This window comes from Nocardia sp. NPDC003999, assembly GCF_053604885.1.
This window is the reverse complement of sequence record NZ_JBSGIB010000003.1, coordinates 438,681-455,277: the sequence shown is the minus strand read 5'-3', so window position 1 is coordinate 455,277 and position 16,597 is coordinate 438,681. Positions and strand designations below refer to the sequence as shown.

At 68.2% G+C, this 16,597-nt stretch carries 16 protein-coding genes; 1 reads left to right on the top strand and 15 read right to left on the bottom strand.

All coding sequences use genetic code 11. From position 1 onward, the window contains the following. Positions 1-29: 29 nt before the first annotated feature. The 13 genes from ACWESM_RS09640 to ACWESM_RS09580 form a co-directional block, all read right to left on the bottom strand. Positions 30-956, bottom strand: coding sequence for an acyl-CoA thioesterase (locus tag ACWESM_RS09640; protein ID WP_452491307.1), 927 nt, complete (start codon positions 954-956; stop codon positions 30-32). Beyond that, the gene (locus tag ACWESM_RS09635) at positions 953-1,843 is read right to left on the bottom strand and encodes an LLM class flavin-dependent oxidoreductase (RefSeq protein ID WP_452491306.1); all 891 of its coding nucleotides are present in this window, start codon (positions 1,841-1,843) and stop codon (positions 953-955) included. The genes ACWESM_RS09640 and ACWESM_RS09635 overlap by 4 nt, the downstream gene beginning before the upstream one ends. 142 nt (positions 1,844-1,985) lie before the next feature. Next, complete coding sequence (locus tag ACWESM_RS09630) at positions 1,986-2,822, bottom strand: mycofactocin-coupled SDR family oxidoreductase (RefSeq protein ID WP_452491305.1); 837 nt, start codon at positions 2,820-2,822, stop codon at positions 1,986-1,988. Positions 2,823-2,898: 76 nt separating this feature from the next. Further along, positions 2,899-4,176 carry a cytochrome P450 gene (locus tag ACWESM_RS09625; RefSeq protein WP_452491304.1) on the bottom strand — a complete coding sequence of 426 codons (1,278 nt, stop codon included), beginning with the start codon at positions 4,174-4,176 and terminating at the stop codon, positions 2,899-2,901. Between the two features lie 117 nt (positions 4,177-4,293). Beyond that, positions 4,294-4,953, bottom strand: coding sequence for a hypothetical protein (locus ACWESM_RS09620; RefSeq protein WP_452491303.1), 660 nt, complete (start codon positions 4,951-4,953; stop codon positions 4,294-4,296). A 59-nt stretch (positions 4,954-5,012) separates the two neighbouring features. Continuing rightward, positions 5,013-6,314, bottom strand: a complete 1,302-nt coding sequence (locus ACWESM_RS09615; protein ID WP_452491302.1) for an MlaD family protein — start codon at positions 6,312-6,314, stop codon at positions 5,013-5,015. Beyond that, positions 6,311-7,414, bottom strand: a complete 1,104-nt coding sequence (locus ACWESM_RS09610; protein ID WP_452491301.1) for an MlaD family protein — start codon at positions 7,412-7,414, stop codon at positions 6,311-6,313. Before ACWESM_RS09610 ends, ACWESM_RS09615 begins: the two co-directional genes overlap by 4 nt. Next, positions 7,411-8,508, bottom strand: coding sequence for an MCE family protein (locus tag ACWESM_RS09605; RefSeq protein ID WP_452491300.1), 1,098 nt, complete (start codon positions 8,506-8,508; stop codon positions 7,411-7,413). Before ACWESM_RS09605 ends, ACWESM_RS09610 begins: the two co-directional genes overlap by 4 nt. 5 nt (positions 8,509-8,513) lie before the next feature. Further along, positions 8,514-9,530, bottom strand: a complete 1,017-nt coding sequence (locus ACWESM_RS09600; RefSeq protein WP_452491299.1) for an MCE family protein — start codon at positions 9,528-9,530, stop codon at positions 8,514-8,516. A 43-nt stretch (positions 9,531-9,573) separates the two neighbouring features. After that, positions 9,574-10,611 (bottom strand): MlaD family protein, encoded by a 1,038-nt coding sequence (locus ACWESM_RS09595; protein WP_452491298.1) that lies wholly within the window; start codon positions 10,609-10,611, stop codon positions 9,574-9,576. Further along, on the bottom strand, positions 10,608-11,870 hold the full coding sequence (locus tag ACWESM_RS09590) for an MlaD family protein (RefSeq protein ID WP_452491297.1): 1,263 nt from the start codon (positions 11,868-11,870) through the stop codon (positions 10,608-10,610). The genes ACWESM_RS09595 and ACWESM_RS09590 overlap by 4 nt, the downstream gene beginning before the upstream one ends. 2 nt (positions 11,871-11,872) lie before the next feature. After that, positions 11,873-12,727: an ABC transporter permease gene (locus ACWESM_RS09585; RefSeq protein WP_452491296.1), complete on the bottom strand. Its 855-nt coding sequence runs from the start codon at positions 12,725-12,727 to the stop codon at positions 11,873-11,875. Further along, entirely contained in the window at positions 12,727-13,623 is an 897-nt protein-coding gene (locus ACWESM_RS09580) for an MlaE family ABC transporter permease (RefSeq protein WP_452491295.1), read from the bottom strand. The genes ACWESM_RS09585 and ACWESM_RS09580 overlap by 1 nt, the downstream gene beginning before the upstream one ends. Before the next feature lie 697 nt (positions 13,624-14,320). Between ACWESM_RS09580 and ACWESM_RS09575 the strand changes: the two genes are divergently transcribed. Beyond that, positions 14,321-14,929, top strand: a complete 609-nt coding sequence (locus ACWESM_RS09575) for a TetR/AcrR family transcriptional regulator (protein ID WP_452491294.1) — start codon at positions 14,321-14,323, stop codon at positions 14,927-14,929. A 14-nt stretch (positions 14,930-14,943) separates the two neighbouring features. Here ACWESM_RS09575 and ACWESM_RS09570 read toward each other — a convergent pair whose 3' ends face one another. Beyond that, a complete protein-coding gene (locus ACWESM_RS09570) occupies positions 14,944-15,543 on the bottom strand; it encodes a hypothetical protein (RefSeq protein WP_452491293.1) in 600 nt (199 codons plus the stop codon). Positions 15,544-15,865: 322 nt separating this feature from the next. After that, positions 15,866-16,582 (bottom strand): enoyl-CoA hydratase/isomerase family protein, encoded by a 717-nt coding sequence (locus ACWESM_RS09565; protein ID WP_452491292.1) that lies wholly within the window; start codon positions 16,580-16,582, stop codon positions 15,866-15,868. Positions 16,583-16,597: the final 15 nt, after the last annotated feature.

Below are 16,597 nucleotides of genomic sequence, written 5' to 3'. Positions count from 1 at the left end.
GAAGATCCCTTCTCGAAGGTCCGCGGTGTTCAGAGCCGTGAATCCGCGGGAATCGCGGCATGCTCCCGACGCAGCGGGCGGATCATCGCCTCCTGCGTGAAGGAGGCGATCAGCCGACCGTCCTCGGTGTGCACCTGACCGCGGACATAGGACATGCCCGCGCCCGCCTGCGTGCTCTCGTGGGAGTAGAGCAGCCAGCCGTCCCACCCGACCGGCTCGTGGAAACTCACCGTCACGGTCATCACCGCGGTGGACATGGAGTGGTGCGCCTGGCTGGTGCCGACACCGGCGTGCGCGCGCATGGTCGCCGACACCGAGAGGTGACCGGTGAAGTGGGCGATCAGCGCTTTGGCGAGATCCTCGCGGACCGGAATCGGTTCGTAGCGCAGCCACGCGAACAACTCGGGCGGGCCGACCTCCGCGGGATCGTTGACGTCGGCGACGTCCACGATGCGCAACTCGCGTCCCGCCATCGGCATGTCGGCCGCGATCGACGCGGCTGGTCCGGCGACGTTCGGACGCGGCGCGTGATGCCGGATGACGTCCGATGTCGGCACGTCGACCAGGACGAAGACCGAAGCGCAGCGACGCCCCTGCTGATTCACCGACACCGCCGCGGTGGCCACCGAACGCCCCTCATGGGTCACGTCGACGACGAACTCCACGGACTCGTCCGGGTCCGCGACCCGGGTGAAGGCGGCGTGCGCCGACCGAATCGATGTGCCGGGCAGCCGTTTCGCGACCGCGACGATGGATTGCGCGAGCAACTGCGTGCCGTCGACAACCTTGCGCGATCCGCCGTCGCTGGTACCGGTGAAGAGGTCCGCGCCGACCGGAACGACGTCGAAGATCTCGAGCATCCGCGTCACGGAGGACTCGGCGGACACGGATGCGGTCTCCGTGGCGCTGGTCGCGCTGTCACTCAGGGGAATTCCGTCGTGCTCGATGCGCGTCATACCGGCCCTCCTTCTCGATGCCGCCGCCGAGCGGCCCCGTCTCGGCCCGGCGGGCCCGCCGCAACCCGGCGCAGCGCCTGCGCGTACTGCGCCGGACCGGGATGAAAGCCCTCCAACCACCAGGTCGCCCCCGCCGCCGCGATGGCCTCGACCGTCGCGCGAGCCTCGCCGGGCCGATCGGCGGGCGTCCGGCCGGTGATGACCACATCGAAAACCCCTGATTGCGTCCGATATTCGCTGATGAGCCCGATCAGCTCGGCGACGTTCTCCGGCGTCGGCCCGAAGGAGCCGTCGGCGCCGACGATCATCGGGGCGACGCCGTCCCAGCGGGCGGCACGCCGCAGCGGCAGGCGATTGGGCCAGTTGCAGCCGATCCAGATGGGCGGGCGGGGGCGCTGCACCGGGGTAGGCAGAAACGTGACGTCGGTGGCGGACAGGTGCGCGCCGCGAAAATCGACCTTCGCGCCGGACCACAGTTCCGTGAGCAGAGCCAGTCCTTCGTCCAGCCGTTCGGCGACCACACGCGGCTCGGTGGGCTCGTCCCACGTGCCGTATTCGGCTTCCAGCCCGAAACCCAGTCCGGCGCCGAGCACCAGGCGGCCGCGAGAGAGCCGGTCCACCGAAGTCGTCTGCCGCGCCAGTGTGCCGGGACGACGCCGCGCGACCGGAGTGACCAGCGGGCCGAGCCGGATTCGCTCCGTCGCGTCGGCGACCAGGGTGAGCAGTACCCAGGGGTCGGCGACTTCGGCAGCGGCGTAGGGGAATACGACGTGATCCCAGACGAAGAAGCCGTCCCAACCCGCTTCCTCGGCACGCCGCGCCAGGTCGGCCACCAGACGTGGTTCAGCGAATTCGCCCAGGCAGGGCACACACAAGCCGTATCGCATACCTTTTTTCACCCCTCGGGCACAGCTGTGCTTTTCGATGACCGATCGGCATGACTCCGCCGCCGTCCGCCGACAACCGAACCACGCTCACCCCGGAGAGCCCGTCCCGAGAGCGCTGCGAGCACCCTCGGGCAACGCTGGCCTACTTGAGCATGCTGCCCGCGTCGATCGGCAGCGCAACACCGGTGACGAAACGGGATTCGTCCGACGCGAGGTAGAGCACCGCATTGCTGATGTCGACCGGCTCCACCCACGGGATCGGCAGGGTGTGGAACATCCGGCAGATCGGCTCCAGATCGGCCGGGCCCGGATTCTCCAGGTCCGGACGGAACAGTTTGTAGGTGCCCTCGTTCATCACCATCGGCGTGTTCACGTGCGTCGGGTGCACCGAGTTGACCCGGATCGAGTGCTGGCCGAGTTCCACGGCGAAGGTCCGCATCAGGCCGACGACGCCGTGCTTGGCGGCGACGTAGTGCCCCACGTTCGGGTACGCCTTGAGCCCGCCCACCGAACTGGTGAGCACGATCGACCCGCCGCGTCCGCCCGCGATCAGATGCGGCGCACCGGCTTTCACCGTTTTCCACACGCCGCCGAGGTTGACGCCGATCATGTCGTCCCACAGGTTCTCCTCGAGGTCGAGCAGTTGCCCGCCCTCGTTGCCGATGCCCGCGTTCGCGACGATGATGTCCAGCCGCCCGAGCTGCTCGACACCGGAGTCGACGGCGCTCTTCAGAGCGGCGTAGTCGCGCACGTCCACTTCGGCGGTGAACACGCGCCTGCCCTCGGCCTTGACCAGATCGGCGGTGGTCGCCAGATCCTCGGGAGTGGACATCGCGAAGGGCACGTTGTCGAGTTGCTTGCAGACGTCGACGGCGATGATGTCGGCGCCTTCCTGCGCCAGCCGCACCGCGTGGCTGCGGCCCTGGCCGCGCGCCGCGCCGGTGATGAACGCGACCTTTCCTTCGACCCGTCCGGTCATGATTACCTCTATTCGTTGTTTCGCCGAAACGGCTGGTTCGTGCAAACGTCGGGGAGCGAGTGCCTTACGGCCGTGGTCAGGGGTTGGGCGTGAAGGTGATGTGCAGATCGGTGAGCCCGCGCAGGATGTAGGTGGGCTCGTAGGTGTAGCGCCGCTCCCCGGCCGGGCCGTGGCGTTCGGCATCGATGGCGATGTCGAGCATCCGGTCCAGGATCCGTTCAATGGACACGCGCCCTTCGACGCGAGCCAGCGGGCCGCCGGGGCAGGAATGCACTCCACGCCCGAATGCCATGTGCTCGCGAAAATTACGCCGGTCCAAACGGAATTCGTGCGGGTTCTCGAACCGGCGCGGATCCCGGTTGGCGGCGCCCGGGCAGACCATCACCGTCGACCCCACCGGAATGTCGACGTCGCCGATCGTCGTCGCACGCTTCGCCAGTCGGAAACCGCTCTTGACCGGCGAATCCAGGCGCAGCGCCTCCTCGATGAACACCGGGATCAGCGTGCGGTCGCCGCGCAGCTGCTCCTGCACCTCGGGATGGTCGCCCAGGATCCGCAGCGACGCGCCCAGCAACTTCGCCGTGGTCTCCTGGCCTGCGCCGAACAGGAATGTCGCGGACCGCACCACATCGATGACCTCGGGTGTGGAGCCGTCGGGATACTTCGCCAGCGCCAGCGACGTCAGTACGTCGTCGCGCGGTTCGCGCCGACGGTCGCTGATGTAGGCGCTGAACTTCTCGTCCAGCCATTCCAGCGGATTGCTCGCCACGATCTCCTTGTCCAGCGCGCCGACCCGCGTGCCGGGACGCTCCGCACCCAAGACGACACGGAATTCCTCGTGGTCCTCCTCCGGCACCCCCAACATGTCGGCCACGACGAGCAGCGAGAACGGCTTGGCGTATTCGGTGAGGAACTCACACCGTCCGCGCTCGAGGAATTCGTCGAGCTGGCGGTCGGCCAACCGCCACATGAAATCCTCGTTCTCCTTCAACCGCGACGGTGTCAGCAGACGGTTCAGCAGCGAGCGCGCGTAGGTGTGCCGCGGCGGATCCATGGTCACCATGTGCTCGAACATCGGCAACCGGCTGCGGTGCTGCTCGATCAGCTCGGTGATGTCCTCACCCTCGACATCGAACGGCAACGGCGGGAACGGACCGCCCACGGCGATCGCCGAGGAGAAGACGTCCGAGTTCTTCAGCACTTCCGTCGACTCTTCGTAGCCGGTGACCGCGTACACCCCGTAGCGAGACTCCTGCGTCACCGGGCACTTGGCCCGCAAGTGATCGAAATACGGGTGCGGATCCGGAACGACGGCCGGATCGGTGAAGTAGTCGACCGAGTCGAAGTCAGTCATGGGAAGCACTCCTGGAGTGATAGCAGCTACCTGAACGGAGGATAACATTATTCTTCAAAGTGCGAATGACATTCTCGCAAATGTGCGCGATACCGCCGAGGCGGAGGGACGGGTGGGTCAGGGCAGGTAGACGCGGCTGGCCAGCCAGCGGCCGTCGACGAGTTCCATGGTCATCGCGACCCTGCTGCGGTCGACCCGTGGATCGGCCGATGCGGTGTTGGTCACCGTCTGATCGATGAACAGCAGGACTTCGACCTTCGTCTCGGTGGCCGACTTGACCGCGGCGTCGAGCACCGTGCCTTTGCCGGTCGCCTTGTTGTCCAGCAGCAGTTGCCGCAACTGGCCGCTGGAGCGGGTGTACATGTCGCGGAACTCACCGGTCGAGCCGTCGAGGACGGCGGCGAAATCGCGGTCGAGCGTGCCCGAGTCCACGCTCGTCAGCGTCACCGCATACGAGCGCGCGGCGGCGAGCGCGGCGTCCGCCGCGGCGTCCACGTCGCGTTCCTTCTTCAGCTGCCAGCCCAGTACGGCCGCCGCCACCAGGGCCGCGACCGCGATCACCGCCGCGACGGGCAGCAGTCCCCGCCGGATCAGCGGGATGACGCGCGACAGCCGGTTCGGCCGCGAAGCCTCGGGGGGCCGTTGATCGGCCACCGAGTCGACGCCGGTCCGCTCGGTGGGGGCATCCGGTGCGGCGGCCGTCTCCTCGACCTCCTCCCGGTCGGTCGATGGCCTCTCTTCCGTCGCTACCGATGTCTGGATCTCGCTGTGACTCATGGCATTCCTTGCGTGTGGTGTTCGACTGCACTTTCGGCCGAGCAGTGCGCCGCGGTCGGTCATCGCCGCGGCGCGGGCGGTGGGGGCGGCAGCGGCGGTCCCGCGAACGTGAGCGGAAGCGACAGCGGCCCGATCGGGGTGGGGGTGGCCTGCTGGTCGGCACGTACGCCGGGCGGCGGGCCGTCCGGAATCTCTTCTCCCGGCGGGCGTGGCGCGTTGCGCGCGCCGCGGATCAGTACCGAGGGATCGTGGTTCGGGCACGACGTGTACAGGTACGGCTCGGGGAAGTCCGGCAAGGATGGCGGGCGGCGCGGCAAGTCGTAGTCGCACGTGTAGCGGGGGTACAGATTCACCAATCCCCATACGCCGCCGTCGTGGAAGGCCACGGCAATCCCGTCCAGCGTCGAGCCGGCGCGTTCGGTCGGGAAGAAGAACTCCTGGAAGGCGGGCACTCGCTTCGACGTGACGTCGGCGACCACCGCCAGGTTGTCCAGTAGGGCGGCGCCCGTGGCCGAGTTCTGCGCGAGCACGGCGTCGAGCGCGCGCAGGGTTCCCGGCGCCGCGCCGAGCAACTCGACGTAACCTCCGGACTTCTGCTCGACACCGCTCAGCAGCGCGTTCGCGTTGCCCGCGAATCTGCCCAGCCCGGGACCGAAGTCACTGATGGTCGCCAGCACCGAACGGCTGTCGCGCAGCAGGCTCACGGTTTGCGGAAGCACCGAATCCAGCGTGGAGATCAGGAACATTCCGCCGTCGATGATGTCGGCCAGCTTGCCCGGCCCGTCCGGGCTCACGCCGAGTTCGTCCACGATGGCCGCCAGTTCGGCCGGGTTCACCTGGGCCAGTGTCGAATCGAGCGCGGTGAGCGTCTTCCACAACGGCGTCGGTGTCGTGGTGCGCTCGACCGCGATCTCGGCGCCGTCGGCGAGATAGGGTCCGCCGTCGCGGGTGGGACGGAAGTCCAGATACTGCTCGCCCGCCATCGACAGGCTCGCCACGTGGACCTCCCCGTCGGCGGGTACGGGGGTGTCCGCGTCGACGGCGGCCACCGCGACCAGGCCGGTGCTGGTCAGCTCGACCGACTCGACCCGTCCGATCGGCACCCCGCGCAACGTGACCTGTCGGCCGGCCAGCAGACCGCCGGAGTCGGCGAGGTGCACCCGCACTGTGATCGTCGAGGCCGTCGGGTCGACGCCGAGCGCGCCGAACACCAGGTAGCCCACGCCCAGCACGAGCGTGAGCACGAGTGCGCCCGCGGCGAGGGCCGAGCGCCTGCTTCGTCCCGCACGCACCGTCGTCAGCAGTACGCGCGCGGCTGCTTCCAGTGCCGTCGCGCCCGCCGCGCGCCATCGGGTGCTCATCGGCCGCCTCCGGTCACCCGTTGCTGAAGCTTCAGCAGCGTGTAGGTGAGGCTGCCCACGAACCCTTCCCAGTCCCGTGTGTCCGGCACACGACTGTTCGGGTCACCGGGGTGGTTCGGGTCGGGAAACACGCCGAGCGCGAGATCGCGCATGTCGGCGTCGACGCTGGCCGAGGTGCTGCTCGTGACGGCGATGACCGGTCCGAGCATGGCGTTCATCGCCGCCACGCTCGCGTTCGGGTCGGTGGCCGCGGCGTCGAGCCCGGCCGCGATCCGGTTGATGTCGGCGACCATGCCGGTGGTGACCGCGCCGTTGAGGCCGGGGAACTTCTCCAGCTGCCTGCTGATCTGATCCACCCGGCGGACCAGGGCCAGCGCTTCCCGCGCGTTGTCCTGGAGGGTGATCAGCGCGGGCCCAGCCGCGGCGACCACCTCGTCGATCGTTCCGCGCTGGGCGTTCAACTGCTGGGCGAGCTGGTCGATCTGGACCAACGTGGTGCGAATGTCCTCCGAACGGGCGGACAGGGCCCGCACCACTCGGGTGGACTGCTCGATCAAGGCTCCCACCCGGTCGCCGCGGTCACCGACTGCTTGCCCGAGACCGTTGACGATGGTGGTGAGATCGCGGATCGCGCCACCGTTCACCAACAGCGCGGCCGTTGTCAGCAGTTCCTCGATGGTGGCGGCGGCCGCGGTGGCATCCCGGGAAATGCTGTCACCGTCGCGCAGGGCGGGGGTCGCCGGTGTGGCGTCCGCCGGTGCGGTGAGCGAGACGAAGACATCGCCCAGCGGGGTGGCGGTACGCAATTCCGCTCGCGTCCCGAGCGGCACGACCACGTCTCGCTCGATGCTCATGGTCACCACCGCGGTGAAGTCGCGCACCGCCATGCCGGTCACCTCGCCGACATCGGCTCCGGCGAGCCGGACCTTCGCCTTGGCGGGCAGATTGAGCGCGTTGGCGAAGTCGGCGTGGATGACGTAGCCCTTACCACCGGCGCCGGGGGCGGGCAGCGGAAGATCCTCCAGGCCGACCGAACACGCTGTGCTCGCCACCAGCGCCACCGCGCCGAGCGCGATGGCGCGAATGCCTCGGTTGCTCATCGCGGCAACCTCGACATCGCGTCGAGCATGTCGGTGATCCCGAAATCCGGGCCGAAATCCTGCAAAGTCCCGGTCGCACAGCCGAGTTGGCGCAAGCCCAGGATGTTGCACACCTCTTTGACGAGCTGGCTGTCGAAGAACACCTTGTCCAGCAGCGCGTGCACGCGCACGCCGCGATACCGGAAGTCGACCGCGTTGTACGCGTTGTTCAGCAACAGCGGGGTCAGGTCGATGAATTCGGCGAGCTCGCGCCGGTAGTCGGCGAGCGCGCGGGTCACCGTGTTCGCGTCGGTCACCGTGGACCGTATGCTCTCCGCGTTGTGCGTGAGCAGGTCGTTCGCCTGCGACAGGATCTGGTTGATCTGCGCGCCCGTATCCCCCGCCCCGATGTTCAAATCGGCAAGCACGTCGCCCAATTGCCCGGTGGCGGAGCCGAAATCGCGGATGACCCCCTCGTTGTCGGCGACAGCGCGCAGCAAGACGGCCAGCTGGTCCACGATCCGGGTGACGTCGTCGCGAACCGCCGCGCCGGCGTCGTCGCCCACCCGCAGCGCGGTGGCGAGTTCGTCCATGGTCTGCCGCAGCTGCGGACCGCTGCCGGTGGTGATCGCCGCGGAGACGCCGAGCAGTGCGGCGATCGACCCCTCGCCGGGCCGCTCACCTTTCAAGTCTCCCGCCATCCGATCGGCGGCGCCCAGCAGGCGGTCGAACTCGACCGGCGTCCTCGTCCGATCGAGGCCGATGCGAGCGCCGTCGGCCAGCGTGGGGCCGCCGCGGTAGGGCGGGGTGAACTCGACGTGCCGGTCGGTGAGCACCGATGTCGACAAGGTGACGGCCTTCGCGTCCGCGGGGATGTCCACGTCGGCGTCGATCCGCATGGTCACTTCGACGTGTGAGCCACTCGGCCGCACCGCGGTGACCTCGCCGACCGGCATGCCGAGCACGGCCACCGCGTTGCCCACGTAGAGCCCCGCCCCGTTGTCGAACGATGCGGTCACCGTCTTGCTCGTCTCTCGCAAGGCCACCGCGTCACCGGCGCATCCGGCCAGCGCGCCGATGAGGAGCACCGCGACGAGCCGGATCACAACGCGCATCGCTCTCATTTGCAGTCCTTGAAGTACGGCGGCAGGTCGAGCTGCTGGGCACGGCTGCTGATAGCGCACATCCAGGAGTCGACCAGCGGTCCGGCGGGAGAGGTGAAGTCGACCTCGTTGGCGGTGCCCGAGGCGTTGGCGAAATTGCGCACCGGGACGGGCAGGATCTCCAAGGTGTTCCGCAGCAATTGGTCGTTGCGGGCGAGACTGCCGAGCAGGCCGTTCAGACCGGTGATCAACTCCTCCAGCTTCGGCCGGTCGTCGACCACGAGCGCGCGGAGCTGGTCGGCCAGACGCCGGGTCCCGTCCATCAGTCGCCCGATCGCGTCGCGGCGGGCGACGATCTCGGTGAGCAGATCGCGACCCTGCGCGGTGATCGCGGCCAGGTCGGCTCGCTGCTCGGTGACCATCGTGGTCAACCGCTGGGCGCCCGCCAGCAACGCACCCAGCTCGCCGCGGCGGTCGCCGATGATCGTCGACAAAGCCCGCATGTTCTCCAGCAGCCCCGGCAGCACCGTGGGCACACGGTGCAACTGTGCGGCCAGACTGTCCAGCGACTTGCTGATCTGCTGGGTGTCGATCTGCTCGAAGGTGACCGTCGCGTTCTCCAGCGCCTGCTGCAGGTCGTAGGGAACCGCCGTGTGCCGCAATGCGATCCGGCGTCCGGGCAGCGATCCCTGCCCGGCCGGCCGCAATTCGACATAACGAGCGCCGAGCAACGTGGTCAGCTTGATGGCGGCGCCGGTTTCCGACCCGAGCGCCACGCTCGCGTCGACCTCCACCGTGACCACCACGTGGTCGCCGGCCAGCCGTTGCGCCTCGACCCGCCCGACCGGCACGCCGGCGATGGTCACCGAGTCACCCGGGCGGATGCCTGCGGCCTGGGCGAACTCGGCCTCATAGGACACCCTGCCGACGCCGAGCGCGTTGACGCCCAGCGCGGCGGCCAGCACGGCCAGCAACGCCGCGAGCGCCACCACGCCCAACGCACCGCGCCGGTGCGACTCGATCGGCTGTCGCACCGTCCGGATACTCTGTCTCACAGTGTTTTTCAGACTCATACTCTCACCCGCAGATCGGTGATTGCTGGGGCTTCCCGGTCGCCGACGCCAGCCCGACGATCGCGGGCACCAACGTCGTCAGGCCGGGAAACAGGTCGACGCCGAAGTTGCACAGATAGGTATTGAGATAGGCGCCTTCCTGGCTCACCCTGGCCAGGCCCTTCATCAGGGCGGGAAGGTTGAACCCGAGGTAGGCGAAGTTCTCCTTGTTCTCCTCGAAGTGCCGGGTGAATCCCGGTTCCCGATAGAGCATTTCGTCGAGTTGGGGCTGCACGTCGGCGACCACGCCCGCCATCCGGTCGGTGACCGTCGCCGCGGTGCTGAGCGTGCCGAGCAACTCGTCGCGGTGCAGCGCGAGACCGTCGATGATCGTGCGCGATCGCGTGATGAGCGAGCCGACCTCACCGCTGTGCGCCGCCAGGTCGCCCACCACCTGGTTCAGATCGGTGATGACCGCGCCCAGCACCTGATCGGGCCCGGCCAGCGATCGAGCCAGCGACGAGACCTGTTCGATCAGCAGTACCACCGAGGTGTTGTCGCCTTGCAGCGCCTTGATCAGAGCGCCGGTCACGTTGTCGACCTGTTTCGGGTCGAGCCCGCCGAACAGCGGCTCGAACCCGTTGAGCAGCGCGGAGATATCGAACGACGGCTCGGTGTGGCCGAGCGGGATCTCCCCGCCCGGACTCAGCTGTGCCGGATCACCGAAATCGGCCGGCGACAGACCGAGATACCGCTGGCCGATGACGTTCTGGTAGGTGATCGACGCCTTGGTGTTGCCGGTCAGCTTCTGCGCGTCCTCGACCCGGAACCGCACCCGGGCCCGCGTGCCGTCCAGTTCGATCTTGTCGACCCGGCCCACCCGGACACCGGCCATTCGTACGTCGTCGCCCGCCCGCAATCCGCTGACGTCGCTGAACACCGCCGAATACGGGTGCGTGCCGCCGTCGATCCCGCGATTCAGGGTCACGAATGTCACCCAGAGCAGCGCGAGAGCGACAGCGACGAACAAGCTCACGCCGATCAGGGATCGCCGGTAGTTCATCGGGCACCTCCCGTGGGGAAGGGACCGTCACCCAGCAACGGCGCGAGGATCGATTCGGCGCCGTTGGCTTCTCCGGTCAGCACGCGGCGGATCAGGTCCTGCAGGTCCGCGGGCAGGATCGGCGGCGGTGGGTAGGTCCGCGGATCCATCGCGGGTGGCAACTCCTCGATGGGTATGTCGGTCGGCGCCGTGCTGCAACTGGGACCGGCCAGTTGGCCGTAGCGGGGGCAATCCGCCCGGGTGTACGGCGTGTGCGGAGTGAACCGGAACTGGAACTTGCCGCGTCCGCGTGGGCTGTCCTCGTTCCAGAACTCGGTGAACCACAGGTCGGAAAGCGTCTTGATCCGGACGACGATGGGCGCGAAAGCCGGTGCGCCCGCGCCGAAGACGTGCAGGACCGGCCCCATCTGATCCGCCACGTTGACGATCTGGTCGGTGCGCCGGTCCAGTGCGTCGCCGACCGTGGACAGGGTCGTGCCTCCGGCCGACAAGAGGCCGACGAGCTGCTGGTTCTGCTCGGCGAAGGTCCGCATGGGCGTGAGCGCGTGGTGCAGTGCGTCGAGCAGGTCGGGTGCGGAGGCGTTCAGCCCGCGCACGGCGTCGGCCAGCAGGGTCAGTGTCGGCGGTCCGCCGTCGGGGGTGAGCAGCGCGTCGAATTCCTTGGTGATGCGCTCCAGCCGGGCTCCGGCCGCGACGAGGTCCGCGCCACGCCGGTCGGTCGCCGTCGCCACCGCGGCGAGCACGCCCACGGTGTTTCTCGCGCCGATTCGCGCCGTGCTCGCGATGATTTCGCGCAGTTTGGTCAATGCGGTCTGCAATTGCACGGTCGAAAGGCTGCGATCCTGGCGGATCTCGGCATGTGGGGGCAAGGCGGGACCGGGTCCGTTGTCCACCAACTGGATCGAGGACACGGCGAAGACGTTGCTCGGGACGACCCGCGCGGTCACCGTCCGCGGGATCCGGTGCGCCGACGCGGGATCGAGCACCAGCCGCACCCGGTTGGGTCCGCCGGTGGCGGGCGCGACCTCTGCCACGGTGCCGACCAGCATCCCGCGGAACTTCACATCCGATCGGGCGGGCAGCCCGTCGCCGAGTTGTTCCAGCAGCGCGGTGACCTGCACCTTGTCGTCGAAGCGGCCGGTGGACTTCATCAGCAGCACCGTCACGACCGCAACCGTGGCCACGACGAGCACCAGTCCGCGCGCGAACAGCGAGAGCGCCGAGGGGCCGCGCCCGTCTTTCTCGAACAGGATCGACATGGTTATCCTCCGAGCCTCGCGCTGGCGCCGATGCCCCAGAGCGCGACGGTGAGCAGCAGATTGACGACGATCATCAGCGAGATCGCCGCGCGCATCGCACGACCGGCGGCGATGCCGACGCCTTGCGGGCCACCGGCGGCGTAGAAACCGTAGTAACACTGGACCGTCGAGGTGAGGACGACGAAGACGACCGCCTTGATCAGCGAGTAGACGATGTCCGGCCCGTTGAGCACCAGCCGGAAGTAGTGCTCGTAGGTGCCGGAGGACAGCCCGCCGGACAGCCCGACCACCACGCGCACCGCCAGGTAGTTCACCGCCAGGCACACCACGTACAGCGGGATCATCGCGAGTACCGAGGCGAGTATCCGAGTGCTGACCAGGTACGGGACCGAGCGGATCCCCATCGATTCCATCGCCTCGATCTCCTCGGCGATCCCCATGGCGCCCAGCTGGGCGGTGAACCGGCAGCCCGCTTGTGCCGCGAATGCCAGCGAGGCCATGATCGGAGCCAGCTCGCGCGTGGAAGCGGTCGAGGCGATCAGTCCGACCGTCGGCTCCATGCCGAGCAGATGCAACGCGTTGTAGCCTTCCAGGCCCACGATCGCCCCGCCCGCGGCGCCCAGCACGATGATGACGCCCGCGGTGCCGCCACCGACGACGATCGAACCGTTGCCCCATGTGACATCGGACAGGATGCGCACGAACTCGGTTCGATAGTGGCGCAACATGACCGGGACGGAGAACGTGGCGCGCAGGAAGAAGGTCATCATGTGCCCGAGGCGCATGACGGCCGTGGCCAGCTGCGTGCAGCCGCGCAGCGCCAGGCGCGTCCCCGGTGGGCGGTAGGGCGCGGCCATCACAATCCCTGCCGCGGCAACAGGATCATCGACAGCTGCGTGACGGCGACATTCACGGTCATCAACAGCAGGATCGACGCCACGACGGTCGAGTTGACCGAGTTGGCCACCCCTGCGGGGCCGCCCTTGGTCGACAACCCCTTCTCGCACGCCACCACGGCCACGATGGCGCCGTACACGACGGCCTTGAACAATGTCAGCACCAGGTCGCTCACCGTCGCGAACGACGCGAAGGTGGTCACGAAGCTACCGGGCGCACCGCTCTGCACGAAGACGTTGAACAGGTATCCGGCCAGGAAGCCGACGAAGCAGACGACCCCGGTCAGCGACACGCCCACCACCACCGCGGCGGCCAGACGCGGCACGACCAGCCGCCGCACCACCGAGACTCCCATGACCTCCATCGCGTCGAGTTCGTCCCTGATCTTGCGGGAGCCGAGGTCCGCGCAGATCGCCGAGCCGACGGCCGCGGCCATGAGCAGCGCGGCCACCATCGGCGCGCCCTGCCGGATGACCGCCAAGCCACTCGCCGCGCCGGCCAGCGAGGTGGCGCCGACCTGCCCGGCCAGCAGGCCGAACTGGATCGACAGCGTCACGCCGATCGGCAGCGACACGAAGATGGTCGGCAGTACGGCCGCCGAGGCCATGAACGCCGCCTGCCGGACGAACTCCGCGAACGCGAACCGCCCGGTGACCACGTCCACGCACAGGTACTGCACCGCGCGTACGCCCAGAACGAATTGGCCGCCAACGGTTTCCAGGGCGGTGATCGGATGCCGGTGCAGATAGCGGCGGAACCACGCGCTGATCTCCCGGGTCGCCCACCGCTGCGACGACGCGCCGCCGTCGGCGGTGACGCGCGTGTTCTCTCGCGCGTCGGCTGCACGGAAAATCATCGTCGATCTCGAAACTCTGCGGGTCCGGCATTCCATCGGGCAGCGCGAAGGAACAATCTGAAACAGTTTTCTTCCACGCGAGGACCGCGTTGCGAAACAAGGAATAGCCGAACGGTGAAACGGTCCAGTGACTGCCACGCTTCCGGAGGATCGGAAACTCCCGAGACGTCGGCCCGCCTGCCCGACTCGAATCTCGCCCCGAGTGCTCGCTCCGGCTACGAAGCGTCACATCGCTATTGTGCGCGCCGCCACATCACGAGTCAATAGCGAAGAAAGGGAATTTCACGCCACTCGAAAAACATCGAGAAAAGAAAGCACAAATGGAGTGGCAGGACATTCCCGCCACTCGGGTCGCCGACGTTACGGCGAGCGACCGATCCGCTCCCGCAATGGGCGTTCTAGTTGTGTGATCAGGCCGCCGCCCGACGAATTGCACGCCCGCTACGGAATGCGGCCGTGGACTGCGCTCAGCATTACCCGCGACCCTTCGCGGACTTCTGACCACCTGTCGTGTATGTCGCGGCATCGATCCGCCGCGACGGTCCCGAGCAGTATCGACACGGCCTGCCGAGCGGGTGCTCAGCAAGATGCTGTGCACATGCATAGCATGCGCCGAGACAACGCGTCAACAGCGGCGGCTACCGGTACTACGATACAAATTGATCCCACGACCAATTTTCCCGAAGGAGGCCGGCGGATGCCATCGCCCCGCAGGATCGGAGCACCCGAAGCCAGGAATCGGGGCGTCCTGATCGACGCCGCCGAACAGCTTCTGCTGGAGGAGGGATGGGCTGCGGTGACCTCTCGCCGGGTGGCCGACCGCGCCGGACTCAAGCCGCAACTTGTGCACTATTACTTCCGATCCATGGACGAACTGCTCCTGGAGATATTCCGGCGCCGCGCGGAGCAAGGGCTCGAACTCCAGGCGGAGATGATGAAAACGGACAAGCCGCTGCGGGCGCTGTGGGAATTCAGCACCGATCCGGCGGCCGTTCGGTTCACCATGGAATTCGTCGGACTGTCCAATCATCGGCCCGCGATACGAGAGGCGGTAGCCGACTACGCGGAGCGTTTCCGCAGTATCCAAATGGACGTCCTGGAACGAATCCTGGACGACTACGAATTCGACACCGCGCGCTTTCCGCCCGCGGCCATGGCGGTGCTGATGACCAGCGTCTCCCGAGTCGTCGTACTGGAACGAGCGCTGGGCATGTCCGGCGGGCACGCCGAAGCGTTCGCCTTGGTCGAGCGGGAGATCGACCGACTCGAAGGCAAGCGCGCCGAGGCCGGATCGGACACCGCCTGACCGGCGGCCACCGGTCAGGCCGGAACCAGGTCGACCCCGCATCGGTAGGTCGACGGCCGCCGTCCGCCGGTCCGGAACACTTCGCTCGCCCCGGCCACCTCGGCGGGCAGGCCCGCCGCGGTGAGGGCGCACGACTTGAACGCCTTTGCCGCCGCACTCATTCGATGACGGGCCGGGCACACCCGGTGATCCAGTTCGGCAGGCAGCTCGGCTCCCCACAGCGCGACCTCGGTGAGCCCGCGGTCGAGGCAGTCGAGCACCCCGCCGCGCACCCGGTCGTCGCAGCGGTAGATCTGCGCGGCTACGGCGACGGCCGTCGGCCAGGTGTCGTGCACCGGCGCGGTCAGCGACTGTTCCAGGTCGAGCACGGTGGCCCCGAGGATCCGAAGCGGGCGCACATCCGTATGGTCGGCGACCAACACCGTTACCTCCCATCCTGCGGCGGTCCGGTCGAACAGCCACCCGCCTGCATGGCGGATCACTTCGACCGCGCTGGGCGCCACGATCGCCAATCGATAGCGCAGCGGATGCCGTCGCGCGTGAGCTCGCCAGCGTGAGACGGATTGGAGTTCCCGAACACCTCGGTCAACGGAATCGGCGGATCGTCTGGCCATGGTTACTCATCCCGTTATCGAACGTGCAGAAAGGGCAGGCCCGAACCCGTTTTCGGCACATGGGCACCTGCCACCCGCCGACACCGGGACCGCCGAGGCCTTCGGCTCGACGGCGGCCGCACGCCGAGCCGAGAGGTCGATCCGGCGAGCCCGCGGTGCGCCAGGACTGGTGACGGAGGACCGCGCCGCTCCGCCGGAAACCTACCGATCACACCGTAAGTTGGTTCTCGCATTCGTGATACCTACCTCACAAATGTAGAGTATGTGATCTACATCACATAGCATTCCACCGTCTCGGCTCACGTCTCGGTAACGCGCCGAATCACTCGGCCCGGTTCAGCACTCGATCGGCGGCCTGCCAGTGCTGCTCGGTCACCCAGAGTCGCGCGAACGCGGCGATGGCCTCCTCCGGGGTCACACCGCCGATCACGCGCTTGATCGCCCCCGCGGGCGCGGACGCCAGTGATCGGGCGACAGCGCGCCAGCCCTTGTCGAATTCGCTGCGCGGCAACACCTTGTCCACCAGTCCGATCCGCTCGGCGGACGCCGCGTCGAGGACCGTCCCCGCACCCGCGAGCAGCAGCGCCCGCCCCGGCCCGACCAGCCGGGCGAGCCGCTCGGCGCCGCCCCACGCGGGCATGATCGCCAGCGACACCTGATTGAACCCGATCTTGATGTCCCCGGCCGCGATCCGGATGTCCGCGGCCACCGCCACTTCGGCTCCACCACCGAGGGCGTGCCCGTTGAGCGCGGCGATCACCGGGCCGGGAAAGGCAGCGAGGCGGTCACAGATGCCGCGCATCCGCCGGGCCATCTCCGCCGCCTGCTCCTCGGTGCGCAGCGCGGCGAGCTCCTTGAGATCGCCACCGGAGACGAAGGCGCGGTCCCCCGCCCCGGTGACGACCAGGGCCCGCGCCCCGGCGGCGGCGTCGATCGCCTTCTCCAGCTCGTCCATCGTGCCGGGCGCGATGGCGTTGCGGGCATGCGGGCGGTTGATGGTCAGGACCGCCAATCCGGCCTCCATCTCCAAGTCGACCATGGCTTGTTCTCCAAC